The organism is Pseudoalteromonas translucida KMM 520 (genome assembly GCF_001465295.1).
Lineage (GTDB): Bacteria > Pseudomonadota > Gammaproteobacteria > Enterobacterales > Alteromonadaceae > Pseudoalteromonas > Pseudoalteromonas translucida.
On sequence record NZ_CP011034.1, the window covers coordinates 1,169,882 to 1,194,821 of the forward strand.

A 24,940-nucleotide genomic window follows, 5' to 3' on the forward strand; every position below is an offset into this window, starting at 1 on the left:
GTAATCACAAAAAGATGCGCTTAAGCACTATAAAATTGGCAGGCTTTAAATCGTTTGTAGAGCCAACTAAAATTCCATTTCCTGATCAAATGACCTGTGTTGTAGGCCCCAATGGCTGTGGCAAGTCTAATGTTATTGATGCAGTGCGCTGGGTGCTTGGCGAAAGCTCGGCTAAAAATTTACGTGGCGACGCTATGGCCGATGTCATTTTTAATGGCTCAACTAATCGTAAAGCTATTTCGCAGGCCTCGGTAGAGCTTACTTTTGATAACGATAAAGGCGACTTTCCTAATACCTTTGCCGATCGTAATCAAATTGCAATAAAGCGTTTAGTTACTCGCGATGGTCAGTCGTTGTATTTTTTAAATGGCAGTAAATGCCGTAAACGCGATATTACCGATATATTTTTGGGCACTGGCCTTGGCCCACGTAGTTACGCCATTATTGAGCAAGGCATGATCTCGCGCTTAATAGAGAGTAAACCGCAAGAGCTTAGGGTGTTTTTAGAAGAAGCCGCAGGGGTGTCTAAATACAAAGAGCGCCGCCGCGAAACGCAAACTCGAATTAAAAGCACCCGTGAAAACTTAGAGCGCTTACTCGATGTGCGCAAAGAGTTACAAAGTCAGCTTACTAAGTTAGCGGTGCAGTCGGTTGATGCTAAAAAATACCGCGAGTTAAAAGCGCAAGAGCGAACATTAAAAGGGCAAATTGCCGTTTTAAAATGGCAAAAACTACACCAACAACAACTCGAAAAAAGCCAACAAATAAATAAATTAAATGAGCAAGTTACGTTTTTTAAAACGGCTCATTCTGGCCACGACGACGTACTTGCAAGCTTAGAAACCCAAGTACAGGCTTCGCAAGAAAGCGTAAGTGATGCACAACAGCAACAACATGTAATACACACTGAGCTTACGCGATCTGAGCAACAACAAATAAGCATAAAACAACAAATTCAAACGCTTAAACAAAATCAGATTACACTGCAGCAGCGCCAAACGCATAGTTTAGAGCTTAAAACGCAGCAGCAAACAGTGTGCGAACAACTAGAACACGCTTTGCAGCAGGCAATAGAAAACAACTTAATGCGCAACGAGCAAGTAAGTGAGTTAAGCCAAGAACTTGAGAGCGCTTTAGAGCTAAAGCAGCAACACACCGAGGATTGGCAATCGCTTAGCGAGCAACTACAGCAACTTAATAATAAGCTGCAGATGCAAGCAAATAATATTGAGCAAACTCAGCAGCAAAGCAAACACGTTAATGAACAAAGTGAGCAGTTAAACAAGCAAATTACACATCTAAAAAGTGGCGATGTTGAACAGCAGTTAGTTTCTCAAAAACAACAAAGGCAAGTACTTACTCAAGAGTTAGCAACTAAGCAAACGGCGCATAGTAAAGGCCAAGTACTGCTTTTAAAGCAACGTTCGCAGTTAAACATTGCTGAGCAGCAATATCAGCAACTTAGCCAGCAAGCTAACGAACTAAAAGCTAGTATAGCAGGGCTAAGCAGTACATTAAGCCTTGATAATAAGAGCGAGCATCACAACACGTTATTAAATCAATTAAAGGTTAAAGACGGGTTTGAGCACTGTATCGAACAGGCACTTAAATCGCTTGAGCATTTAAATGTAAGTGAGCAGTCGGCAAATAACAGTGTGTGGCATAACGCATCAACAAAAAGTAATCAGGCAAATGTAAAAAATAGCTTAGCGGCATTTATAACTCAGGGTGTTTACCCTGAAATATTGACCCGTATTGCTTATAGTAAAAACGGCGAACTTAAAGCGTTAGAAGATGATTTTTATATTGCCGTAATGGATGAAACCGCCGCTTTGCATGGCCGGAACTGGCATGTAAGCTCAGATCGAAATGCTGAAAACTCATTACTGGTAAAGCACAAGCAATTGCAGCTTAAAACAGCGCAGCTAAAAAATGTAGAGGGTGAGTTACAACTCGCAGCACAAGTGCTTGAGCAGCAAAAAGCACAGCAAAGTGAGCTTAGTACGCAGCAAAGTGAGCTTAAAGAAACGATACATCAGCTGGCTCAAAATATTGCCGTAGCGAGTACGCGTAACGATATGCTAAAAGAGCAAGTAGCGCAGTACCAGCAGCAATTGCAACAGTACCAAGCGCAACAGCAGCAATTAGTTACGCAGTTAGCACAAATACAAGAGGTGCTTAAAGAGCAAACAGTGCAATTTGAAGCACTTAAGCAGCAACAGTTAAGTTTAAGCAGTGATCTTGCAACAGCTAATAACAAACGCACCCACAGTGATACAAATTATAGCCAAGTATTAGCCAGACTTGAGCAATATAAAACGCAAGCTCATCAAGCAACGCTTGCTGAGCAACAGTCGCGTAGCGAGTGGCAATTAAGCCAAGCTAAACTAAGCCATGCAGAGCAAGCGCATTTAAGTGCAGAGCAGGGCGCAAAAGAATTACACGATCAATTAACCCAGCTGCAAATACCCGAGCAAGAACTACTTGAAAACATAACCCAGTTACTTAAACAGCATGCGCAAGGCGAGAAAAACGTAAGTACATTACAAAATAAATTAAACCAAGCAAAAGAGAGCTTAAGCGCGAAGCAAGCGAGTCTTAAAAGTTCACAAGGTGAGCTGGTGGCGCTGCAAGAGCAGCATCAAAAATTAAGCATAGAAGAGCAAAGTTTATTAATAAAAGCACAGTTGGCGCTTGAACCACTAGAAGAGTTAAAGCAAAACCTAAAGCAGGTGCTTGATGAGTTACCAGAAACACTTAGTATAAGCACAGCACAAAATAAACTTGCAGATATTGTTAATCAGCTAGAGCGTTTAGGTGCGGTAAATTTAGCCGCTATTGATGAGTTTGATCAAGCCAAAGCGCGCAGCGAATATCTTGATAATCAATTAGATGACTTAACTAAAGCGCTGAGTACCCTAGAAGGGGCTATTCGTAAAATTGATATAGAAACCAAAACCCGCTTTAAAGCGACCTTTGATCAGGTTAACCAAGACTTTGCAAAGCTATTTCCAAAGGTTTTTGGCGGTGGAAGTGCTTATTTAGAATTAACCAGTGACGATTTACTCGAAAGTGGTGTTAGTATAATGGCACGACCACCAGGTAAAAAAAATTCAACAATTCATTTGTTAAGTGGTGGAGAAAAAGCGCTGAGCGCATTATCATTAGTGTTTTCTATATTCAGGCTCAATCCAGCTCCATTCTGTATGCTGGATGAAGTAGATGCACCGCTAGATGATGCCAACGTGGTACGTTTTTGCCGTTTGGTTGAAGAAATGTCACAATCGGTGCAGTTTATTTATATTAGCCATAATAAAATTGCGATGGAAATGGCTGGTAGATTAACAGGTGTTACCATGGCTGAGCCAGGTGTGTCGCGCGTAGTGGCTGTAGATATTGAACAAGCTGTGCAACTTGCACACGCATAGTTAAATTAAACGTATTAGATTTTAACTAATACACAGGTTTAGGCATATAAAATAAAAAAGGTGAGGGGATGGCCGAAGAATTAAGATGGGTTTTAATCGTGATCAGTGTATTTGTCATAGGTGGCTTATTAGTACACGGTTTATGGTCAGTGCGAAAAAAAGACAACCCAGAAATACCTGCTAACGAGCGGGTCGAACCACAACACACAGCTCACTCTCATTCGCCAAGTGCAGAGCCTGCACAGAGCGTTGCCTTTGAGCAAGAAGAACCACAATTTGGTGAACTAAATTTTGATGCCAACGAGCCGCAAATAGATACTAGCGTGCCAGAAGTACCAATTGAAGATGACCTTAGTGTAATAGAGCCAGAGCACGACCTTGAGCCAAGCGAAGAGCCAGCAGAGGTTTCAGACTTTGTGATTGTGCATATTCAAATGCCAGATGGAATGAGCATGCAAGGCAGTAAATTATTGCCCGCGGTAAACACCTTAGGGTTTAAATACTCAGAGGAAGGCTTTTTTAATCGTCATTTAGATCCAGCAGGCCAAGGCCCGGTATTATTTAGACTAGTAAATATGTATAACCCAGGTACCTTCGATATTGATAATATGGAACAATTTAGTACCGCAGGCGTTAGCTTATTTATGACCTTACCGTGTGAAGGTGATGGCTTAGCGGCATTTAATATGCTGCACAGCGCAGCTAAAAAGCTCAGCGACGAATTTGGTGCGCAAATTTTAGATGCGCAGCGTGAAGAAATGACCGTAGATCGCGTTCGTCAATATGTTGAACAGGTACGTGCATTTTCTGCGTAATTAACGCAATAGGTTAAATTTTTATAAGCCACTGGGCGTTGACTCGTCAAAGTGGCTTTTTTTATGTTTTTTGAGGTCAAAATGGCAAGCAGCATTAGTGAGCAAATAAATCATCTTCGTAGTACGCTTGAACAGCACAGTTACAATTATTATGTACTTGATACCCCCAGTATTCCTGATGCTGAATACGACCGTTTATTACAACAACTCAGCGCACTAGAAACCCAGCACCCAGAATTAATAACCGCCGACTCGCCAACCCAAAAAGTAGGCGGTGCTGCGCTGAGTAAATTTGAGCAAGTAGCCCACCAAGTTCCTATGTTATCGCTTGATAACGCCTTTAGCGAAAATGAGTTTATTGCCTTTAATCGCCGTATAAAAGAGCGTTTAATGAGTACCGAAGAGCTTACCTTTTGTTGTGAGCCAAAACTAGATGGTTTAGCTGTGTCTATTATTTATCGTGATGGCGTACTAGTGCAAGCCGCGACCCGAGGTGACGGGGTGACGGGAGAAAATGTAACTCAAAACGTTAAAACAATTCGTAATGTACCACTTAAATTACGAGGTAACGATTATCCTGCTGAACTAGAAGTACGCGGCGAAGTGTTTATGGATAATGCAGGCTTTGAAAAGTTTAACATTGAAGCTGAAAAACGTGGTGAAAAAGTATTTGTAAACCCACGTAACGCCGCCGCAGGTAGCTTGCGCCAGCTTGACTCTAAAATTACGGCTAAACGCCCGCTGATGTTTTATGCCTACAGCACAGGTCTTGTAGCCGACGGTAGCATTGCAGAGGATCATTATCAGCAATTAGAAAAATTGACTGATTGGGGATTACCACTTTGCCCTGAAACCAAATTAGTAGAAGGCCCACAAGCAGCACTGGCTTATTACACTGATATTTTAACGCGCCGTGGCGAGCTTAAATATGAAATAGATGGCGTAGTAATAAAAATAAATCAAAAAGCCTTACAAGAGCGTTTAGGCTTTGTAGCACGCGCTCCGCGTTGGGCTATTGCCTATAAGTTTCCGGCCCAAGAAGAAATAACCAAATTACTCGATGTAGAGTTTCAGGTGGGACGTACGGGAGCAATTACACCCGTTGCACGGTTAGAGCCGGTATTTGTTGGTGGTGTTACCGTATCAAACGCTACTTTGCACAATGGCGATGAGATAGCGCGCTTAGGCGTAAAAGTGGGCGACACGGTAATTATTCGCCGTGCAGGGGACGTGATCCCGCAAATAACACAAGTAGTGCTTGAGCGCCGCCCTGATGATGCCCGCGATATTGAGTTTCCGGTAACTTGCCCAATTTGTGACTCCCATGTAGAAAAAGTAGAAGGTGAAGCCGTAGCGCGTTGTACTGGTGGTTTAGTGTGCCCGGCGCAACGTAAACAAGCGATTAAACACTTTGCATCGCGCAAAGCCCTGGATATAGACGGCCTTGGCGATAAAATTGTTGACCAACTCGTCGACAGAGAGCTGATTAAAACCCCTGCAGATTTGTTTATTTTAAAGCAAGGACACTTTGAATCGCTTGAGCGTATGGGGCCAAAATCGGCTAAAAATTTGGTTACTGCGCTTCAAGACGCTAAAGCAACCACTTTGGCTAAGTTTTTATACTCATTGGGTATTCGTGAAGCGGGTGAGGCAACCACACAAAATTTAGCTAATCATTTCTTAACCCTTGAAAACGTAATAAATGCCAGCATTGATAGTTTAACTCAAGTAAGTGATGTGGGCGAAATAGTAGCAACCCATGTTCGTAGCTTTTTTGCCGAGCAGCATAATTTAGATGTTGTAAATGCGCTGGTAGAACAAGGCATTAATTGGCCTGAACTTACTCCACCTTCAGCGCAAGAGCAGCCATTAGCCGGCCTTGTTTATGTACTTACCGGTACCTTAAATACATTAAATCGTAATGATGCCAAAGCACGTTTGCAGCAGCTCGGTGCTAAAGTGTCGGGTAGTGTGTCGGCTAAAACCGATGCGTTAGTAGCAGGCGAAAAGGCCGGCTCTAAACTAACTAAGGCACAAGACTTAGGTATAGATGTACTGACAGAAGAAGATTTAATTAATTTATTAGAGCAACATAATGGCTGATTTATTAAATATATTAAATACACTTTTAATTAATGTAGGACAGTGGCTGCATAGTTATTTATATAATTTATCTATGCTGATAATGGTGTGCTTAGTGTCTTTATACGCAGGCGATATTATAAAGCTAACCAAAGGGCTGGTTGTACGTCGTCATTTTATAGTAAGAGTGCTGTGCTTTGTATTGATCACCGCCTTTGGATTTGGTTTTGTGGTTGTGTGGCTTAGCCCGCTACTGATTAAGGCGTTATTGTTTTTTGGCACTAAGTGGTTAAGTGTGACCTTGTTAGCAGCATTTTTTATATTGGGTACTATTGCCGATAGGAAAAATCAATTATGAGTCGCTATGGCCCAGAGTACTGGGATAAGTACGGCAGTTACCGTACGCCTATCGCCTTTCATTTAAGTGTGCTGGTATTGTTACGAGCTTACTTTATTTGGATAGTGGCAGGGTTAAGCCGACGCCCAGAATTGGATTTGATGTCGATATTTTTTAAATCTAAAAACGATTTTTTTATTGCCATTGCCATTGGCGCTGTAGCCATAGTACCAACTATTTTATTTTGTTTACGCCGACCCCGCGAGTCTCATAAAAGTAGTGAGCGCTTAGCTAAGATTTGGCGTTATATGCGCTGGCCTCTTATTTTGTGTGCGGTAATAGATTTAACCTGGTTGAGTGTTCAAGCGGCTCATAGCTATTATCATTTTTCGTTATTTTTAGCGATTCAAATGGTGATTGTATTATGGGTGCTGTGGTACTTAGCTAAAAGTCGTTATTTAACGGTGTTTTTTAATGATTGGCCTGAGCCTACCGAAAAAGCCGCAGCAGAAAAGCGCCTTAATAAGGATTAGAAGTGGACGCTATAAATAAAAAAATAGCTAAGGTAGTGCTGTTTATAGGTGTGGCGCTTAGTGTGCTAATGCTAACTACAAAGCTTACAGAGCAGCCTTGGTTTATATTTTTATTTGTTTTATGGATATTTGTATTTTGCTCATGTTGTTACCGATTAACCCCATTGTTTAAAACACGAAACCAAATTAATGATTTTATTAAGCGCGATGCAAAACACTTAGTACTGTTTAGCTTAGCGGGATTTTTTGATAAAAAGTCTGGCCCGCAGTGGTTAGCAATAAAAAATATTAAGCGCCTTTCAACCCGCAATAATGAACTACTAGTACACAGCTACCAGCACACGCAATTTAGTATTAGTTTACCTGCGTCAAAAGTAGAACTAGATGCTTTTTTACAGCAGATACTGACTAATTCAGAAAGACAAAGTATTACATTTGATTAGGTTGATCTTAAGCAAATGTAATAACGTAATAATTAACCAATAAAGCTAAATTCGATTATAGCTAACCAAGCATTTAAAGAGGCTGTTATGTTGAAGTGGAATGATGTTATTAATTTTGCCAATAATGGCAATCCAGCGCCGCCGAAAAAGGTAATTAAAACCGACGCTCAGTGGCAAGAGTTATTATCTGAAGATACCTATTACGTTACTCGTAAAAAAGGCACTGAGCGACCGCACAGCTCCGGTAGCTGCACATTATTAGAGCCAGGCAAGTATGTATGTATATGTTGCGATAACTTATTGTTTGATGCAGATGAAAAGTTTGATAGCGGTACGGGCTGGCCTTCGTTTACAAAACCCGCAACAATAGAAGCTGTTGCCTATATTAGTGATAGCACTCATGGGATGCAGCGTATTGAAGCCGTATGTAATGTGTGCGATGCGCACTTAGGTCATGTGTTTCCAGATGGTCCATTACCGACTGGCCTGCGATATTGCGTTAATGCTGCGTCAATGAAAAAGCTTTAACGCGTTTAGTCGGCTTGAATATCTAGCTGCATATCTTTTGCTTTATGCAAAATTTTATTTAAACGCTGCGCCTGATCTGCAGGTAGTTTGGCTTTACTCAGTAAGGCGTAGCATTTTTTAGCAAGCCCCATATTAAACGAATCTCCCCCTTGTTGTTTGGTCGAATCAAACAAGCACTGTAATAAGTTAAGTGCGATACTCTGATTACGAGGCATTACCCTAAATGCTTGAGTAAACGCTTCTAGCGCCGTATTTAATTGCCCTCTATTAAATTGATTTACAGCATGGTTGTTTAACTCTTTAGGCCCCATTTTAATATCGCGACGCTCGCTTTGCTGTTGTTGAATATAACGTAAATAGGTTGTATCGCTTACACTTGGATGACGCTGACAATGCGTAATTATTTGGGCAAATAAATTTTGAGCTTTTTGATGAAAACCCAGTTCGTGAAATGCTTTTGCTTTATCGAGTGCGCCGTCTACAGAGCGAATTTGTGTATCATCTTCATCAAGCTGTTCTATTAGCCGCTTAGCTTTTTGATGTTCATCTTTTAAGTAGTGTAGGCGTGCGTTTAATACATCGATTTGCGCCTGATTTACATTATTGGGAAACTGCTTTTTTAAATCATTAATATATTGATTAGTTTGGCGAGAAATACGTTGTATTTGATCCGTTTGATCTGTGGTCAGCGCAAAGTCGATACCGGCACGCGCCGCATTTAAATAAATATCTGGGCTATCGTGAATTGAGTATTTTGCATAGCTTGCAATATCTTTTTGGGTTAAGTAGCTCTTTTCATAATCGTGATTAATTAACGATACATTACTTAAAGACTTTTGACGCATAATATTAAGAGGAGCAATATCCGCAGCCTGACTTAAAAACTCTTGCGCGAGCTCAAATTGATTAAGCTTTATTTCTAAACGACCTAATAAATCAAGCGCGATTAAACGAGTTTCGTTGCGCTCTAACATGGTTTTAAGCATGCGCTGCGCTAAAATATGTTCATTGTTTTCTATCAGCGCTTCTACTAAACCTACTTTAGCCCATGCAAATTTTTGGATGTCGAGTACCGACTTAAAAAAGTCTTTGGCTTCTTTGTTACGGTTAAGGCGAAGTAGGGCATCGCCTTTTAAGCGCAGCAAAATAGGGCTGTAGTTGTTATTTTTATTTAATGCTGCACTTATGTATTTAAGTGCTTTGGAGTCATTACCGTCATCAATAAAATTATAAACTGTTTGTAAATCACGTTTGCGTTTTAAAATACGCTCTATACGTATTTTAAGCTCTTGTGCTGTAAATGGTTTAACCAAAAAATCATCGGGTTGTAATTCAAGAACACTATGCACAAGCGAACCACTTGTTTCTGCAGAAATAAAAATAAACCCAGTGGAGCTTTTAATTAACTGCTTTATTCGCAATTCCTCATAAAGCTGATAACCATCTTGATGCTTATTTAGATTGAATGAGCATACAATTAAATCAAATTGCTCGTTTATACACTGCTCTTTTGCCGAGTTAGCATGATCTGCAAATCGTAACTGTCCAAAGCCAAGCTTTTCTAGCGATTGTTTCATATAGCTTTGGGCAAGTGGTTGCTCCTCTACTATAAGTATTTTGGCTGTTGAATAGATCTTTGTTGGCATTTGGCTTAACAGTGATTACGTTTAACACAGACTATAATCAACAGTTTAGCTGCTTACAAGGGAATTTAGGTTATTACTCAACTTTATTAAGTACTTAATATGCATTCATAGGCTTATATGTGGTGGGTGATACTTAGCTTGATACCTGCGATCCTCGCCATTCGTTATAAAGGGCGGCGATGCTCTTTTTCTTTCAGCTGAGCTAATTACCCAAAAGGACATATATATTATTTAAGTATTTGATTGTGATATTAGAGATACTAAGAAGTGTTTATATGTGGTGGGTGATACTGGACTTGAACCAGTGACCCTCGCCTTGTAAGGGCGATGCTCTCCCAACTGAGCTAATCACCCACATATAAAATAGGTATAACGCTTAATTAAATGCTTTGAACATTTAAACTGTAATTTGGTGGGTGATACTGGACTTGAACCAGTGACCCTCGCCTTGTAAGGGCGATGCTCTCCCAACTGAGCTAATCACCCAAATTACATTATTAACTATCAAGGGTGATAGTTAATGCTGGACTTTAACCAGTAATCCTCGCCATTATTTGCAAAAGGCGGTGATACTTTCTTCTTTTGTAACTGAGCTAATCACCCAAATTACATTTAATACGCACCATTTATAAAAATGGTGGGTCGTACTGGACTTGAACCAGTGACCCTCGCCTTGTAAGGGCGATGCTCTCCCAACTGAGCTAACGACCCATATTAAATTTTAAACGCGACTATTAATATAACAATAGGTTTTATATGTGGTGGGTGATACTGGACTTGAACCAGTGACCCTCGCCTTGTAAGGGCGATGCTCTCCCAACTGAGCTAATCACCCACATATAAATTAAAACGCTACTATTAAAATAAATAGTACTGGATTTTAACCAGTGAACACTGCCTTTACTTGTAAATAGCGGCTATGCTCTCTTTTTTCTAACTGAGCTAATCATCCATTTAGATTTTGTAATATACACCATTTTAAAAATGGTGGGTCGTACTGGACTTGAACCAGTGACCCTCGCCTTGTAAGGGCGATGCTCTCCCAACTGAGCTAACGACCCATATTACATACTACTACCTATACAGATAGTACTGGACTTTAACCAGTGAACTTCGCCATTACTTGTAAGTAGCGGTGATGCTCTCTTTTTGTAACTGAGCTAACAACCCATATTACAATTTTAAAACGCGACTATTGATATGATAATAACTTTTATATGTGGTGGGTGATACTGGACTTGAACCAGTGACCCTCGCCTTGTAAGGGCGATGCTCTCCCAACTGAGCTAATCACCCACATATAAATTAAAACGCTACTATTAAAATAAATAGTACTGGACTTTAACCAGTGAACTTCGCCCTTACTTGTAAGTATTGGTGATGCTCTCTTTTTTCTAACTGAGTTAATTACTCATATAGAAATTTAGATGTGAACACTTATAAAAAGTGGTGGGTGATACTGGACTTGAACCAGTGACCCTCGCCTTGTAAGGGCGATGCTCTCCCAACTGAGCTAATCACCCACATCTAAACAACAACACAATGCTGCGTTGTTGTGGGGCGCTATTATAGATAGAGTTGTAAATGTGTCAACACTTGAATGATAAAAATATGCTGAGTGGGGTTTTTATAAACAACTAGTAATGTTTGGAGTTTGTTTTATCGACAAATCAATGCTTAGTGTTTAAATAAACAGCGTATTATCTGTTTAGGCCTAGATAGTTAATGTCTAAAATCAAGAAAGTAATAAGCCAATTTATTTTAACTTAGTTGCTATGTGCTTTTATTGATCATAAAGCGCAGCTTAATAAAGTAATCATTTATGTTACAAATTTAGACGTAATTAAATCGCCTTTAAATTAAACCAATTTTAATCTGCAAAAAACAACGCGATCTAATAGTGCGTAAAGTGGTTGTTATGCCAAGGCATAAAGTAAGGATACGCTATTGAACGATGAACTAAATATGCCAAGTTGAATTTGCATATAAATGTATACCTTTTCTATGCTCGATAAAAATTAAAACAAGTAGAGCAGGGGTTATCTAATCATCCAGCCATAATTTATAATACGCTCAAGGAGCTAATTTACTGTAAATTGTCCATTTTAGCCTGCTTGGTAGCCAGTTTGTTGAAAAATAAACCATTTAAATAAAGCAGAACAAAAAACTGTTGACTTTATTTTGGGTGGTGCATAGAATGCGCCCCGCACTAAGCAATACACGACGTGTTTATCACAGCGTGTGTAAATAAGTTGGGGCTATAGCTCAGCTGGGAGAGCGCTTCGCTGGCAGTGAAGAGGTCTGCGGTTCGATCCCGCATAGCTCCACCAACTTATTAGTGTTTGTCCTAGGGTAGCAGTTTTCTGTGTCCCCATCGTCTAGAGGCCTAGGACACCGCCCTTTCACGGCGGTAACAGGGGTTCGAATCCCCTTGGGGACGCCACTTAGCTTTAATTAGTTAAAGGCGGTTTTACCGAGAAAATAGCGTCACAATTAAAGCTCGAGTCTTTACTTGTATTAAACGCAATTACCTTAAAGCTCAGGATGTGAGTTAAACTAATCAACTGTCCTAGTGATACATTTATGTGTCCCCATCGTCTAGAGGCCTAGGACACCGCCCTTTCACGGCGGTAACAGGGGTTCGAATCCCCTTGGGGACGCCACTTACTATTTAATAGTCAGTGCAGTGTTATTAAGAAAGCTCGCCTGAAACGAGTCTAAAAATTCAGTTGTCCTAGTGACACAGAAAATGTTTCTGAGAAGATAATGCCATTCGCCTCACAGGCTCGGTCTCATCTTACACAGAAATAGCAAATCAATGATTTGCAAACCAATTTCTGCGTCCCCATCGTCTAGAGGCCTAGGACACCGCCCTTTCACGGCGGTAACAGGGGTTCGAATCCCCTTGGGGACGCCACTTACTTATTTTTAATAGGGAAGTGCAGTGTTATTAAGAAAGCTCGCCTGAAACGAGTCTAAAAATTCAGTTGTCCTAGTGACACATTTCTGTGTCCCCATCGTCTAGAGGCCTAGGACACCGCCCTTTCACGGCGGTAACAGGGGTTCGAATCCCCTTGGGGACGCCACTTACTTATTTTAAGTATTGTATAAAGCAGTGTGATACCACACTCTCTATTCATGACATTATCAAGAAAAATTATATCTTGTAAATGCCGCTTAATTTATTTAATAAGCTAGTGTAGTGTTATTAGAATAAAGTTATAAGTTACTATCCTCATTCTATATTTTCATATCTATCTATTTATACTTCGTTACAAAACCAATATTACAATTGTTTCATATTCCTTGTTGTACTTTTAATTAGCCTTTAAACTCAAGCCGTTGATAAAAATATTGCTACAGAAACATCATTCCAAGCGTAACACTTATTGAATCAGTGAAATAAAACGCGATTAAAATCACTATACCGTATAAAAAATACAAACTAAATAATGGGTTAACTATAGTTTTGTCACATGATCTTGCCCCAAGTTTTGTTAAACAGCGCAACAAAATAGTGAGCAATATTAGTAAAGCTGAGATCAATACATTAGCGGCTTTTTTGTTCTATTCAGTGCCAATAAAGCTGTTAATAGCTATTATAAAGATAAATGTCCAACTCATTAGGAGGTTATATATGGCAAGTGGATGGGCACGAGAAGGTGCAGTTCAAGATCAAATAGACGCAAGTGTTAACGATGCCGTTCAGTACGCTCGCAGTAACTTGGCTTCAGGAGCAAGTGCTGAGTTGTGCGAAGAATGTGATGCTGCGATCCCTCAAGCGCGTAGATTGGCGTTACCCGGTGTTCGCTATTGCGTTACATGCCAGCAAGCAATAGAAGGTAAGAGCGCAACAGCAGGGGCTTTTAATCGCCGAGGCAGTAAAGACAGTCAACTGCGCTAAAAAAGGTGCTAAAAGCACCTTTTTAATTAAAAAAAACTTGTTTAGATACAAATTTAAAAACGACTTATATCTTCTTTTTTCTGAATAAGCTCAATTGCATAGCCATCGGGGTCTTTTACAAAAGCAATTTCAGTGCTGCCGCCTTTTACCGGGCCAGGCTCACGACTCACATTACCACCGGCTGCTTTAATATCGGCGCAGGTTTGGTAAATATCGTCAAACTCAATTGCAATATGTCCATAAGCATTGCCTAAGTCGTAACTGTCGTGATCCCAGTTATAGGTTAGCTCTAATACCGTATTGTCTTTTTCGTCTCCGTAACCAACAAAAGCTAAGGTATAACGATATTCTTCGTTATCTGCACGGCGTAACTCTTTCATCCCAAGTACTTTGGTATAAAATTCGATTGATTTTTCTAAATCAGCAACACGTAACATAGTGTGTAATAAACGCATTTAAGCACCCTTGAATTGTCTTTAAATTTTAAAAATACTGTTACAACATGACTAAGGCTGTGCAAAATAGCGCTTATTATAATAGTAAGCTAAAACTCATTTTTATAATATATCTCATGTTTGCTTAGCAACTACTTTGGCAATACACAGAGTAAAGCACTGCAATTTGAGACTCAAAATATAATTGTGTATTCAGCGCAGGCCTTAAAATATAACAGTAGTAAGTCTTGATGCACATTCTATGGTTTTCATATAGATTTGCAATACATCTAGGTTGCACAACCTCTTAAACAACTTCACTATGGCATTTATTTAGCGTGCAGAATCTAATTGCTCTGTTTCTACAAAGGCGCAAGCTTAGTTGAGGTATTAAAAGCAATAAAAACACCTGGCGAAGCTTAAAGTAGGTACAGGTACAGTCATAAATACAGCTATACTAGAGCAAGTATGTGCAGTGGGTACCGATTTAATAGGTACAACTGCTACGTAACCAAAATCACTCAGCGAACTTGTTAACTGTAATGTGCCTGTATTACCCGGTGTTTTTAATACCGTGATATTATGGCGTTAAAATACAGCTTTGATGAGCAAAAACATTTTCCGCCATCTTTGTGTGATGGTATTGATTTTTTATCGGCTGTATTTTTTGCTCTGTTAGTTTTTGCCGTAACAGGCGTTGCTAAAAAGGGTGAGTAGAGCAACAAAACTGGCGAGCAATTACAGATGCTTGTATAAAAGCTTTAAAACAGTAAGGAACCAATAATGAATTATTTAGCTACAACTATTCAACCCGGCGTTATAGTTGGCGATGAAGTAAGTGCGGTATATAAGCATGCCCGTACAAATCAATATGCATTACCTGCAGTTAACGTTGTTAGTACCTCGTCTATAAATGCAACTCTTGAAGCCGCGCAAACAATGAAGTCACCGGTTATCATTCAACTTTCAAATGGTGGAGCGCAGTTTTTTTGTGGTAAGGGCTTGTCGCTACCTGAACACCAAGGGGCTGTACTTGGCGCGGTTAGTGCTGCTAAGTATGTTCATTCTGTTGCTAAGCATTATGGTGTAGCGGTTATGCTGCATACCGATCATGCTTCAAAAAAATTATTACCTTGGATTGATGGTTTATTAGATGAAGGCGAGCAGCATTTTGCACTTACTGGCAAGCCGCTTTTTAGTTCGCACATGATCGATCTTTCAGAAGAATCTTTAGAAGAAAACATTGAAATATGTGAGCGTTACTTAGCGCGCATGGCAAAAATAGGCATGACCCTGGAAATTGAACTAGGGTGTACCGGTGGTGAGGAAGACGGGGTAGATAACTCTCATCTCGATAGCTCTGCGCTTTATACTCAACCAGAAGATGTAGCTTATGCTTACGAGCGCTTAAGTCGTATTAGTCCAAACTTTATTATAGCGGCGTCATTTGGCAATGTTCATGGGGTATATAAACCCGGCAATGTTGTGCTTACTCCTACTATATTAAAAGACTCACAGGCCTATGTAGCAAAACAATTTGGCTTAGAGCATAACGCAATCAATTTTGTATTTCATGGCGGTAGTGGCTCTGAGTACGATAAAATTGCAGAGTCGTTAACATACGGCGTAGTAAAAATGAATATTGATACAGATACGCAGTGGGCGTGTTGGAACGGTATTTTAAATTATTACCAAAACAAACAAGCGTATTTACAAGGGCAAATTGGTAACCCAGATGGGGACGACAAGCCTAATAAAAAATATTATGACCCTCGCGTATGGCTTCGTCATACAGAGCAACATATGGCTGCAAGGCTAGAGCAGTGTTTTAACGATCTAAATTGTGTAAATCGGTACAGCTCATAAAAATAGCTTGTTAGTAAGCTAAGCTGAATTAGCCGGTGTTTTAGGCTCAACAGATCTGTTGAGCCTTTTAATACTAATAATGCCGTTTTCTATTACTAAACTATTTACTCGCTAAATAAAATACAGCTAAACATTAAAATAGTAATTACTGAGTGGCAGCAAAAAATTATCTCAATAACGCTTTATACAGCAGCAATGCCTAGCGACACTGCTGCCCAGTAAAAAGACTATAACCTACTTCTTAACCTTGCCTTTTAGAACATAGATCTCGCCATCGAAGCTTCCCTGAATCGTCAATCCTTGTCCCGCTAATTCTTTCAGATACTCTATATGATCTTCAGTGATATGCTGTCCCGGAACCAACAGTGGAATGCCAGGTGGATATGGCGTAACTAAACCGGCACAAATGCGGTTGTTACTTTTGCTAATAGGCACAGATTCGCGCTCGCCATAAAAAGCATCGCTTGGAATACAAGCTAGGTCGATGGCAGGCAAATTCTCCGGCAAGCGGGAGCGACGCGACGATGTTGAGAGCTTCACCTTACCGCTGTCGAGTTTTTTTAATGCATTGTACAGACGAATGATCTTCGAACGTGTGCCTCCAAGCGTCAGTAAAACCAAGATGGTGCTGTGGGTGTATTTTTCTATTTCTAGCCCAATTTCATCTAGCAGGAATTTATGAATATCCTTTAATGAATAAGGTAATTGACTAATGTCGATGAGAATTTTTAGTGGATCATGGCCCATATTGTCTCCGCTAAAATGCGGAAATATTTCCATAAAGTCTTGCTTACCAAGCACTTTAATATGGTTAAGCGAGGCCATTTGTTGTTTAAATTCTTCCACATGTTTTAACAAGGCATTGAGCAGCTTATAGCCTTCCATTTCTAACTGCTTTTGGCACACGTCAAGTGACGCTATAAGTTGATACTTCGGCGATGTGCTGGCGTAAATACTGTAAATCTCTCGAAAGAAATCGGCATCAAAATCAGGATCGTTAATATGAATATAAGACGCCTGAGAAAACGCCGATACCACTTTATGCGCAGAATGGGTGATATAGTCGGCCCCAGCATGAATGGCAGAATAATAGCGTAAGCTGGGGTGAAAAAGGGAGTAAGCAAACCACGCTTCGTCGATAAACACTTTAATACCATGTTGATGGGCAAAAGCTACCACTTGTTTCAGATCGCTAAGTAAGCCATCGTAAGTGCAACCAGTGAGAACCAGCAATTTTGCATCGGTATTTTGCTCGATCGCCTGCTTTATGTCGGCCAACGAAGGTGGCGCGAAGATCCCATATTTAGGATTTAAAATACTCGATAAATAAATGGGAAAGCTAGCTGATTGCAAGATGCCATAGTGCACAGACTTATGACAATTTCGGTCGATGATTACTTTATCGCCCTTGCGCAGCAGGGTCTGTAAAATGATTTTATTTGAGGTAGATGAACCGTTCGTAACGAAATAGGTATGCTTAACTTCAAACGTCGCCGCTGCTGATTCTTGAGCACGGCCAATGGTATTGGTACTGTCTGACAATGAACCTAACGAATCGACTGAAACCGACAGGTCGCCAACAAATACATTACGGCCATAAAACTGATAAAAATCTTTGATATAAGGGGAGTTTCTAAAGCTAGAACCGCCGCTATGGCCAGGTGTGTGCCATGAATCGTTTGCTTCGCCAACATAACGGCGATATGCCGTCCAGAATGGGGTTTCTCCTCGATCATCGAAGTCGTTGATCATATAACCTAAAATTGCTTCTGGGTCAGAAATCACCTCATCTTTAAAAAAGAAAGACTCAATTTCCCCCGACTCGTTAACTATTTCTAATCCTTTAGTGTCGTCGCCGATAACATACACAGGCAACTCGATACGGATCCCTTTTAACTGCTCGATAAAGCGACTATATGTTCTCTCGCCCTTGTTGTGCACATCCCAACTGAGAACCACAGCTTGAATATCACCATCTTCTTCTACATATTCCAACGCTTGCTTGAGATCAAGACATTCAATTATGTCGATATGAACATCATTTCGCTCAAAATTAGGGATCGTTTTCGATAGATTCGTTGAAAGCTCTTGCAAGATGATAGGGTCTTGCTCAATTAACAAGATACGAAGTAAAGGTAACATAGGCGTTTTCGCAATAAAATTTCATAATGTTTAGTAGCATAACCAAAGGATTGATACTTGTGAAATTAATACTTTGAAAATGTTCTATTAAATGCGCAAAATCACGAATAAATAGATTTTATTTAAATTGACTTACAAGGTATGAAAAATCAAAGGTGACTAAAGTCAGGCACCTACTTTAATAAACAAAAAGTAATACTGGAATGCGCATTAATTATTGAGTTGAAGTAGCTCATATCTGACTTACAGCTATGAGCGAGAAGCGGTCAGTCAGGGTTAATTGGCATTAACTAAGCACTAAAAGGGAACTTTTCCCTTTTTTACATAGTGAAATAACCTACAATAAGCATGATATTTATAGCTGGCAATAGGTTACGCTATTTGCTATTAATAAAAAATCATAAAATAAGGACGTTTTCGCGCTAAAATAGGGAAAGTGTTCTCTGCTAAAGCTGTTAGGCGATAATTCATAGGTATATTTACAATATGTCAGAAGCACAGGGGTTCCTAGATTCAATTCAATGTTTTGATTTATGGTTATTTAAAGCTGATGGGTTACTTACTGCCGCATTAGAATTAACAAAGTCATCAAATGCTTTACGTCAGGAACTATCCAGTGTTGCTGATACTCATAAAGGGCATGAAGAGCGCTGGCAAAACTCACTACATTTGAATGGTTCTGCGAGTTTATTATATGGGTATGCGCTTGAAACTCTGTTTAAAGGGATTCTGTTAAAGCACAAACCAGAGTCTATTGAATTAGAAATGACAATGAATGGTTCTGGTGAAATTGGCAGTGCAAAAATTAATAAACTTGGTGTTCAAATGAATAAAGGTCATGATTTAGTCGTACTAGCTAATGAAATTGGTTTGTTTAAGTTAATTGAAAATCCGAAGCAAGCTAAAAAAACACTCAATTATTTAAGTGAGTGTGTAAAATGGAGATCAAGATATCCAGCACCACAAGAGTCTAAGAAAAATAGACGTTTGACAGGTGAAGAAGCTACAGATTTTATGGTAAACAGTATTTTTATTCACTTTGACCCAATTTATTTAAAATCACTAGAAATAGCAGAAAATGGGATCCCGGAATAATGCTCTAACCGTCCGCCGTTGGCACTTTTACGAAGTTCGGCTGTGAGCGAGTAGCTGTCATTCAAGTGGATCGTCATTAACTTAGTAAGAATAAGAGGACACCTTCCTCTTTTTTACATGTTTATATAAATAACAGAAAGCATAATATTTATAGCTGGCAATGACTTAAACTGTTTGCTATTAATGTAAGTTCGAAAAATAAGGACGTTTTCACGCTAAAAAAGGGAAAGTGTCCTCTGATAAAGTTGTTAACCCTTTAAGCATACAACGGAGATGTATCATGCTGAGCCATTCATTTGAAGATCTAGCACAAACCTTTAGAGTTCTTATCGAGGCGCAATTTAAATTAGGTCAATTGATCACTATAGATCGACCCGAAGCTGTTGGGAATATTGAAACTTCAGTAAATGCTATGTTGAATGCTTTTTCTAATCTATACGACTTAATGCAGCAAGAGCTTGATTCACCCGTAGATTGGTATGCAACGCCTGAGTTATGTGTAATTCTTGCCATTAGAAATGCAAGACACCATAACAATGCCAATCGAATTAGAACAATTTATAATTACCATGTTCAGAATTCATCTTCTCCAACAGATACATCTAAATACTTTTATGTAAATTTCCCTGCTAATCCAAATGAAGAGGGAGGTGGCTTCTTTGATGTTGGTATTTCTTGGGGAGATTTATCACTACTATTAGATATGCCTAGAAGCCAATCTAGGTTAAGAAGTAGTGCGAGAGAATTAATTCGTAACTACCTCAATGCAGATCAATTTGAAGCTGACGCAGTTGCAGCTGGCTTAACAAATGATGACATTTTCATAAATTTTGTGCCTTTGGCTACAAATGCAGGAATAGCTTTATCTCCATATATTCGAGACCATATACAGGCAGCTTCAACAGAGGCTACTGCATTTTTATCTCACTTTGAAAATGTAGCTCCTGCAATTACACAAAGCCATGATAGTGAAAAAATAGAATTTATGCTCCCTGCCTAAAAAGGGTTAACAACACGCCCTGAGGTGGACAGCAAGCACTAAAGTTCACTTTCCACCGCAAATTTTAACAGCGGTGATCCCTTACTTTTCAATGCGATTAAGTAAGTTGATTCATCGTAGGGCGTATGTGTTTTCCAGCACCTAAATAGTATTCTTATCCACTTAAATGCTAATGATCTGATGATGGTATTATGGGGTTTTCCTTTGGCCTCTTGCTGCCGATAATATGCTTTTGCCCAAAATGAATAACGCACAGATAATCCTGCCCATTCAACAAATGTTTGCCTTAAAAATTTAGTGCACGAATATCGCCAGTGTATCCATTCCTTCTTGCCACTGCGCTCGGTAACAGGGGCAATGCCTGCGTATTTTTGTATGTCAGCAGCGCACTTATAACGGTCACGATTTGACCCCATAGCGGCTAATAACCGAGGCGCTAATTGTGGTCCTGCACCTGGTAAACTATCAAAAATAGCGCGATCTGAATGTTGCTTATAAAGCGTTTTAATTTCGTCATCAAATCGGGTTATTGCCTGCATTAGATGTTTGAGTTGAGGAACAACACGCCCTGAGGTGGACGACTAGTAAAATTTAGCTATTAATTGCAAATTTTAAAAGTGGTGAGCCTCTGCGTTTTAATGCAGCTAAATACGTCGATTCATCGTAGGGTGTATTCGTTTTCCAACACCTAAATACAATCCTTATCCATTTAAATGCCAGTGATCTAATAATGCTGCTATGCGGCTTACCCTTGGCTTTTTGTTGCTCATAATACGCTTTAGCCCAAAATGAATAACGAATAGAAAAGCCTGCCCATTCTACAAATGTTTGCCTTAAAAAAGTGGGGCAACTATAACGCCAATGCGTCCACATCTTTTGACCACTGCGCTCAATAACAGGCGCTATACCAGCGTACTTTTGAAGTTCTGCAGCATCATTGTAACGCGCACGATTGCTCCCAAAAGCAACAAGTAAACGTGGGGCGAGTTGTGGACCTGCACCGGGTAAGCTATCAAATATCTTTTTATCTTGCTGGGCTTTATAAGCCGATTTTATTGCTTTATCGAGCTTTTCAATACCTTTTAATAACACTTTAAACTGCGTAATAAGCACTTCAACGAGCATTTGATTAGGCACAATGACTCCTTCATCCAGAGTTAATGGCATCGCATTTTTAATACTGTCTAGTACGGACAAAAAACAGCTGGCTTTTGCTCGTTCCTCTCTAATTTTCGCCAGCTATTTTATTGCCGCTTAGCAAAGCGTTAGGCTTACAAGGAAGTCATGTGCAAACTCCATTATTAATTTCTATAATTGCGGTTTTTATTTCTGCTATAAGTGCAGCGGTTACTATATTTAATATATATAGAGATCGTGCAAAGGTGATTTCATGGTCAGAAATTGTTTATGATATGTCGCAAGATCCTGATGACCCACCACCAGTATTGTATATAAAAATTGTAAATACAGGGTTAAGACCAATAATCCTTACATCAATTAAAAAGATAGCTAAAAATTCTAGTTGGGGTAACGCTCTTAGGTATCCAGACTATGATCAACTTGATGTTAACGCTTCAGACGCAATTAGAGATCCAGAAACACGTCGTTCAGTTTTTTCTATTAAAAATACTAGTGTCGTATTAAAGGAATCTGAATATTTTGAAGTATCATATGGAATTGATGACTTTCAGCATGAGGTTCGAAGTTTTTTTAACGATGAATTACACGAAGCAATAAGTATGCAAATTGAAGATGTTTTAGGTACTAAAATTAAAATCAAAGATATTAAAAAAAACATCGAGGCTATGTATCAATATAAGCCTAACAAGAAAATCAACAAGGACTAAAAACAGTGGGCTGTTCGCTCCATTTTAGCTTGTTATTTAGGCATTATATTTATGTCGAGGTTTACTGAAGTGACAGAAAATGTAAAAACTAATCTATTTTCCAAAGACCCTAAAGCTATTTTCGATCATGTCCGAAATGTTGGAATATCAACCGGCGTTATCTTTGGTTCAAGTATACTTTACAAGCAGAAAGAAGGTGTGCCTGTAGAAGACCAGATAATAATAGAAATCGGTACTTGGTCATTACTCATAGTCGGTATATTACTTTTTATAATAAATGTTAACTACGCAGTGCAGACAATTTCTACTTTTATTTTGGGTAAAAAAGTGGGTTTCGTAGAGCGAATTAAAATATTTTATAGGATAGCAACCTTAGCTTTCAAACTTTCCAAAAAAGGGAAGTCACTTTCTCTTAAAGTTGATACTTATAAAAAAATTAGGAATTACCATTTAAGAGAATTCGGAGCTCAAATTATTTTAATGTTTTATTATTTAGTAATTGGACTTTTATTAGCCTCACACTTGGCAGCATCTGGTGTTATAGATTTAAAGTCTAATACAGATGCTGAGAGGCTATATCTGAACATCTCAAAAGTTACAGAAGTCATTAAAAAACAACAAGCTGAACTAACAGTTTTAAAAGAGAAGTTAGCTTTATTAGAGACTGAAGCCACTAAAAAATAAATATAACTAGTGACTAAGGTTACGACAGTCCGCTAATGGCACTTTGGCGAAGTCCGCCTAGAGCGAAAACCAGTCATTGCGATTGACTAAATATAATAGTTAACAGATTGGTCAATGTTGTTTGCTCATTAATTGGAGGTAATGAGCGGCGCGCGTATATTGTTTCATTTAACTTTACATAAAAACTTTAGAAAACTTAGTAATATCTTAGGTAATTTGTTAAAACTATGTAGAGATGAGCTAGCAATAGCAAATAAATACGCTATTTGCACACTATTAAATTGTTAGCTGCTTTGAGGTAAATCATTAAGAAGGTGCTGTAAATGAGAATATTGGTAACAGGCTCTGCGGGTAGAGTAGGGCGTGCGATCTATATTAAATTAATGCGAACACATAACGTAGTCGGTATTGATAAAACACCTTGTTCAACAGCCGATTACATTGGTGATATTCGTGATAGTGCTCTGATTGATGGGGTTCTTGAAAATATTGATGTCATCATTCATACAGCGGCTCTTCATGCTCCTCATGTTGGTTTAGTGCCTGATTCTGAGTTTAAATCTATCAACGTAGACGCGACTGAGAAACTGGCTTTGTCTGGCGTAAAAGCAGGTATTAAGCATTTTGTTTTTACCAGTACAACTGCGTTGTACGGTTATGCTTCGACTCCGAAAGGTATTTCAGGTTGGATTAATGAGGAGGTTACTCCGCAACCTAAGTCGATTTACCATAAAAGTAAAATTGATGCTGAAACTAAGCTAAAAGAAATTTCAAACCTGTTTCAGCTTCCAGTGACTGTGCTGCAAATGTCGAGATGTTTTCCTGAGGCTGCGGATTTAATGGCGGTATTTCGTCTGACTCGTGGTATTGATGCTCGAGATGTAGCAAGTGCTCATTTATGTGCTGTGGAAAAACGTTTAAACGGTTTTAATCGTTTTATAATTTCAGGTACAACACCTTTTCATCTTTCTGATTGCGAAGCTTTATATACTGAAGCTGGATCTGTCATCAAGCGTAAGTGCCCAGAAATCGCGCTAGCATTTAAACAAAGAAATTGGCAATTACCTCAATGCTTAGATCGCGTATATGATTCATCGTCCGCACGTGAGAAATTAGGTTGGTCACCTATACATGATTTTGAAAGCGTTTTGGAAATGTTAGATTCTGAAACAGCAGAAGTATTGCCAATTTTAAAACGCAGCTAAACGCGGTAAGTCGGGCTGTTTCTAGTAAACTCATCATTTTTGTCGGATGGCGTGGCTTCGCCACTTATCCGACCTACCCCGTACAGTAACGTCAAAAGGTAGGTTGGTTAAGCCGAAGGCGCCACCCAACAAAAAGTTTCAGATTCACGCCTTGAGGCCCGTTAATGGCACATATGGGACTGTCAGATTTGATCGAGTCCTATTAGTTGGATTTGACAGATCAAGTAAGACTTATTCATCTAAGCAATCCAAGAAATTAGACAGAAGTGCTCTTCACTGTAAATAAATCAAGCAAGCAGCTATTTAGCTGTTTTTTATTCTTCAGTTTTATCTTTAAACTCACATAAATCTTCGATGATACAACTACCACACTTAGGTTTGCGCGCCACACAGGTATAACGTCCGTGCAATATAAGCCAGTGGTGTACATCAACTTTAAATTCTTTAGGCACTACTTTTTCAAGCTTTTGCTCAACGGCTACAACATCTTTACCCATAGCAAGTTTAGTACGATTAGAAACACGAAATATATGCGTGTCTACGGCGATTACAGGCCAGCCAAACGCGGTGTTGAGTACTACGTTTGCGGTTTTTCGGCCAACGCCAGGTAGGGCTTCTAGTGCTTCTCGGTTTTCGGGAACTATGCTGTTGTGTTCATCCACCAAAATTTGGCACATTTTATAAACGTTTGCCGCTTTAGAATTAAATAAGCCAATGGTTTTTATATAATCTCGAAGTGTATCGTGCCCTAAATCTAAAATGGCTTGTGGTGTGTTAGCCACAGGGAACAGCTTTCGAGTGGCTTTGTTAACGCCTACATCGGTTGCTTGCGCTGAGAGCGTTACAGCTACAAGTAACTCAAACGGGCTTGAGTATTCAAGCTCGGTTTCTGGGTGCGGGTTATCATCGCGTAAGCGAGTAAGAATTTGGTGGCGTTTTTCTTTATTCATA

At 39.4% G+C, this 24,940-nt stretch carries 19 protein-coding genes, 12 tRNA genes and 2 pseudogenes; 20 read left to right on the plus strand and 13 right to left on the minus strand.

From position 1 onward, the window contains the following. Positions 1 to 14: 14 nt before the first annotated feature. From smc to msrB, 7 genes are all read left to right on the plus strand, one after another. Positions 15 to 3,428 (plus strand): chromosome segregation protein SMC, encoded by a 3,414-nt coding sequence (smc, locus tag PTRA_RS05505; protein ID WP_058372979.1) that lies wholly within the window; start codon positions 15 to 17, stop codon positions 3,426 to 3,428. Between the two features lie 68 nt (positions 3,429 to 3,496). Then, positions 3,497 to 4,243 (plus strand): cell division protein ZipA, encoded by a 747-nt coding sequence (zipA, locus tag PTRA_RS05510; protein ID WP_011327768.1) that lies wholly within the window; start codon positions 3,497 to 3,499, stop codon positions 4,241 to 4,243. An 81-nt stretch (positions 4,244 to 4,324) separates the two neighbouring features. Further along, the gene (gene ligA, locus PTRA_RS05515) at positions 4,325 to 6,346 is read left to right on the plus strand and encodes an NAD-dependent DNA ligase LigA (protein WP_058372980.1); all 2,022 of its coding nucleotides are present in this window, start codon (positions 4,325 to 4,327) and stop codon (positions 6,344 to 6,346) included. Further along, positions 6,339 to 6,683 carry a DUF3392 family protein gene (locus tag PTRA_RS05520; RefSeq protein ID WP_058372981.1) on the plus strand — a complete coding sequence of 115 codons (345 nt, stop codon included), beginning with the start codon at positions 6,339 to 6,341 and terminating at the stop codon, positions 6,681 to 6,683. The genes ligA and PTRA_RS05520 overlap by 8 nt, the downstream gene beginning before the upstream one ends. Further along, positions 6,680 to 7,195, plus strand: a complete 516-nt coding sequence (locus PTRA_RS05525; protein WP_058372982.1) for a DUF2919 domain-containing protein — start codon at positions 6,680 to 6,682, stop codon at positions 7,193 to 7,195. Before PTRA_RS05520 ends, PTRA_RS05525 begins: the two co-directional genes overlap by 4 nt. A 2-nt stretch (positions 7,196 to 7,197) precedes the next feature. Beyond that, positions 7,198 to 7,638 carry a hypothetical protein gene (locus PTRA_RS05530; RefSeq protein ID WP_058372983.1) on the plus strand — a complete coding sequence of 147 codons (441 nt, stop codon included), beginning with the start codon at positions 7,198 to 7,200 and terminating at the stop codon, positions 7,636 to 7,638. A gap of 87 nt (positions 7,639 to 7,725) precedes the next feature. Then, positions 7,726 to 8,166, plus strand: a complete 441-nt coding sequence (msrB, locus tag PTRA_RS05535) for a peptide-methionine (R)-S-oxide reductase MsrB (protein ID WP_058372984.1) — start codon at positions 7,726 to 7,728, stop codon at positions 8,164 to 8,166. Between the two features lie 5 nt (positions 8,167 to 8,171). Here the strand turns inward: msrB and PTRA_RS05540 are convergent, their stop codons facing one another. The 8 genes from PTRA_RS05540 to PTRA_RS05575 form a co-directional block, all read right to left on the minus strand. Next, positions 8,172 to 9,812 (minus strand): tetratricopeptide repeat-containing response regulator, encoded by a 1,641-nt coding sequence (locus PTRA_RS05540; protein WP_058372985.1) that lies wholly within the window; start codon positions 9,810 to 9,812, stop codon positions 8,172 to 8,174. A gap of 278 nt (positions 9,813 to 10,090) precedes the next feature. Then, a tRNA-Val gene (locus tag PTRA_RS05545) sits at positions 10,091 to 10,166 on the minus strand. Positions 10,167 to 10,222: 56 nt separating this feature from the next. Next, positions 10,223 to 10,298: transfer RNA gene (locus tag PTRA_RS05550), tRNA-Val, on the minus strand. Positions 10,299 to 10,447: 149 nt separating this feature from the next. After that, a tRNA-Val gene (locus PTRA_RS05555) sits at positions 10,448 to 10,523 on the minus strand. Between the two features lie 48 nt (positions 10,524 to 10,571). Beyond that, a tRNA-Val gene (locus PTRA_RS05560) sits at positions 10,572 to 10,647 on the minus strand. A 150-nt stretch (positions 10,648 to 10,797) separates the two neighbouring features. Then, a tRNA-Val gene (locus tag PTRA_RS05565) sits at positions 10,798 to 10,873 on the minus strand. 159 nt (positions 10,874 to 11,032) lie between these two features. After that, positions 11,033 to 11,108, minus strand: a tRNA-Val gene (locus tag PTRA_RS05570). A gap of 151 nt (positions 11,109 to 11,259) precedes the next feature. After that, positions 11,260 to 11,335, minus strand: a tRNA-Val gene (locus PTRA_RS05575). Between the two features lie 731 nt (positions 11,336 to 12,066). Here PTRA_RS05575 and PTRA_RS05580 point away from each other — a divergent pair. The 6 genes from PTRA_RS05580 to PTRA_RS05605 all read left to right on the plus strand — a co-directional run bounded on the left by PTRA_RS05580 (position 12,067) and on the right by PTRA_RS05605 (position 13,716). Further along, positions 12,067 to 12,142, plus strand: a tRNA-Ala gene (locus PTRA_RS05580). Positions 12,143 to 12,179: 37 nt separating this feature from the next. Beyond that, positions 12,180 to 12,255: transfer RNA gene (locus PTRA_RS05585), tRNA-Glu, on the plus strand. 144 nt (positions 12,256 to 12,399) lie between these two features. Further along, a tRNA-Glu gene (locus PTRA_RS05590) sits at positions 12,400 to 12,475 on the plus strand. 178 nt (positions 12,476 to 12,653) lie between these two features. Next, positions 12,654 to 12,729, plus strand: a tRNA-Glu gene (locus PTRA_RS05595). A 93-nt stretch (positions 12,730 to 12,822) separates the two neighbouring features. Then, positions 12,823 to 12,898 (plus strand) — tRNA-Glu (locus PTRA_RS05600). Between the two features lie 551 nt (positions 12,899 to 13,449). Then, the gene (locus PTRA_RS05605; protein WP_058372986.1) at positions 13,450 to 13,716 is read left to right on the plus strand and encodes a DksA/TraR family C4-type zinc finger protein; all 267 of its coding nucleotides are present in this window, start codon (positions 13,450 to 13,452) and stop codon (positions 13,714 to 13,716) included. A gap of 53 nt (positions 13,717 to 13,769) precedes the next feature. Here the strand turns inward: PTRA_RS05605 and gloA are convergent, their stop codons facing one another. Continuing rightward, positions 13,770 to 14,171 carry a lactoylglutathione lyase gene (gene gloA, locus PTRA_RS05610; protein WP_058372987.1) on the minus strand — a complete coding sequence of 134 codons (402 nt, stop codon included), beginning with the start codon at positions 14,169 to 14,171 and terminating at the stop codon, positions 13,770 to 13,772. Between the two features lie 561 nt (positions 14,172 to 14,732). Between gloA and PTRA_RS19325 the strand changes: the two genes are divergently transcribed. Together PTRA_RS19325 and fbaA are read left to right on the plus strand one after the other, a co-directional pair. Beyond that, positions 14,733 to 14,867 (plus strand): hypothetical protein, encoded by a 135-nt coding sequence (locus tag PTRA_RS19325; protein ID WP_257720827.1) that lies wholly within the window; start codon positions 14,733 to 14,735, stop codon positions 14,865 to 14,867. A gap of 66 nt (positions 14,868 to 14,933) precedes the next feature. Then, on the plus strand, positions 14,934 to 16,016 hold the full coding sequence (fbaA, locus tag PTRA_RS05615) for a class II fructose-bisphosphate aldolase (protein ID WP_058372988.1): 1,083 nt from the start codon (positions 14,934 to 14,936) through the stop codon (positions 16,014 to 16,016). Between the two features lie 234 nt (positions 16,017 to 16,250). Here fbaA and PTRA_RS05620 read toward each other — a convergent pair whose 3' ends face one another. Then, the gene (locus tag PTRA_RS05620) at positions 16,251 to 18,158 is read right to left on the minus strand and encodes an aminotransferase class V-fold PLP-dependent enzyme (protein WP_058372989.1); all 1,908 of its coding nucleotides are present in this window, start codon (positions 18,156 to 18,158) and stop codon (positions 16,251 to 16,253) included. 486 nt (positions 18,159 to 18,644) lie between these two features. Between PTRA_RS05620 and PTRA_RS05625 the strand changes: the two genes are divergently transcribed. Both PTRA_RS05625 and PTRA_RS05630 read left to right on the plus strand, forming a co-directional pair. Continuing rightward, positions 18,645 to 19,253, plus strand: a complete 609-nt coding sequence (locus PTRA_RS05625; protein WP_058372990.1) for a hypothetical protein — start codon at positions 18,645 to 18,647, stop codon at positions 19,251 to 19,253. 280 nt (positions 19,254 to 19,533) lie between these two features. Further along, on the plus strand, positions 19,534 to 20,253 hold the full coding sequence (locus PTRA_RS05630; RefSeq protein WP_058372991.1) for a hypothetical protein: 720 nt from the start codon (positions 19,534 to 19,536) through the stop codon (positions 20,251 to 20,253). Between the two features lie 38 nt (positions 20,254 to 20,291). Here the strand turns inward: PTRA_RS05630 and PTRA_RS05635 are convergent. Next, positions 20,292 to 20,771, minus strand: a pseudogene (locus tag PTRA_RS05635) (transposase); the annotation flags it as partial. Positions 20,772 to 20,844: 73 nt separating this feature from the next. Next, positions 20,845 to 21,441, minus strand: a pseudogene (locus tag PTRA_RS05640) (transposase); the annotation flags it as partial. A gap of 98 nt (positions 21,442 to 21,539) precedes the next feature. Between PTRA_RS05640 and PTRA_RS05645 the strand changes: the two are divergent. From PTRA_RS05645 to PTRA_RS05655, 3 genes are all read left to right on the plus strand, one after another. Further along, the gene (locus PTRA_RS05645; protein WP_058372992.1) at positions 21,540 to 22,100 is read left to right on the plus strand and encodes a hypothetical protein; all 561 of its coding nucleotides are present in this window, start codon (positions 21,540 to 21,542) and stop codon (positions 22,098 to 22,100) included. Positions 22,101 to 22,169: 69 nt separating this feature from the next. Beyond that, positions 22,170 to 22,784, plus strand: a complete 615-nt coding sequence (locus tag PTRA_RS05650; RefSeq protein WP_157756042.1) for a hypothetical protein — start codon at positions 22,170 to 22,172, stop codon at positions 22,782 to 22,784. A gap of 323 nt (positions 22,785 to 23,107) precedes the next feature. Continuing rightward, the gene (locus PTRA_RS05655) at positions 23,108 to 23,989 is read left to right on the plus strand and encodes an NAD-dependent epimerase/dehydratase family protein (protein WP_058372994.1); all 882 of its coding nucleotides are present in this window, start codon (positions 23,108 to 23,110) and stop codon (positions 23,987 to 23,989) included. 314 nt (positions 23,990 to 24,303) lie between these two features. Here the strand turns inward: PTRA_RS05655 and nth are convergent, their stop codons facing one another. After that, entirely contained in the window at positions 24,304 to 24,939 is a 636-nt protein-coding gene (gene nth, locus PTRA_RS05660) for an endonuclease III (protein ID WP_058372995.1), read from the minus strand. Between the last annotated feature and the right edge of the window lies 1 nt (position 24,940).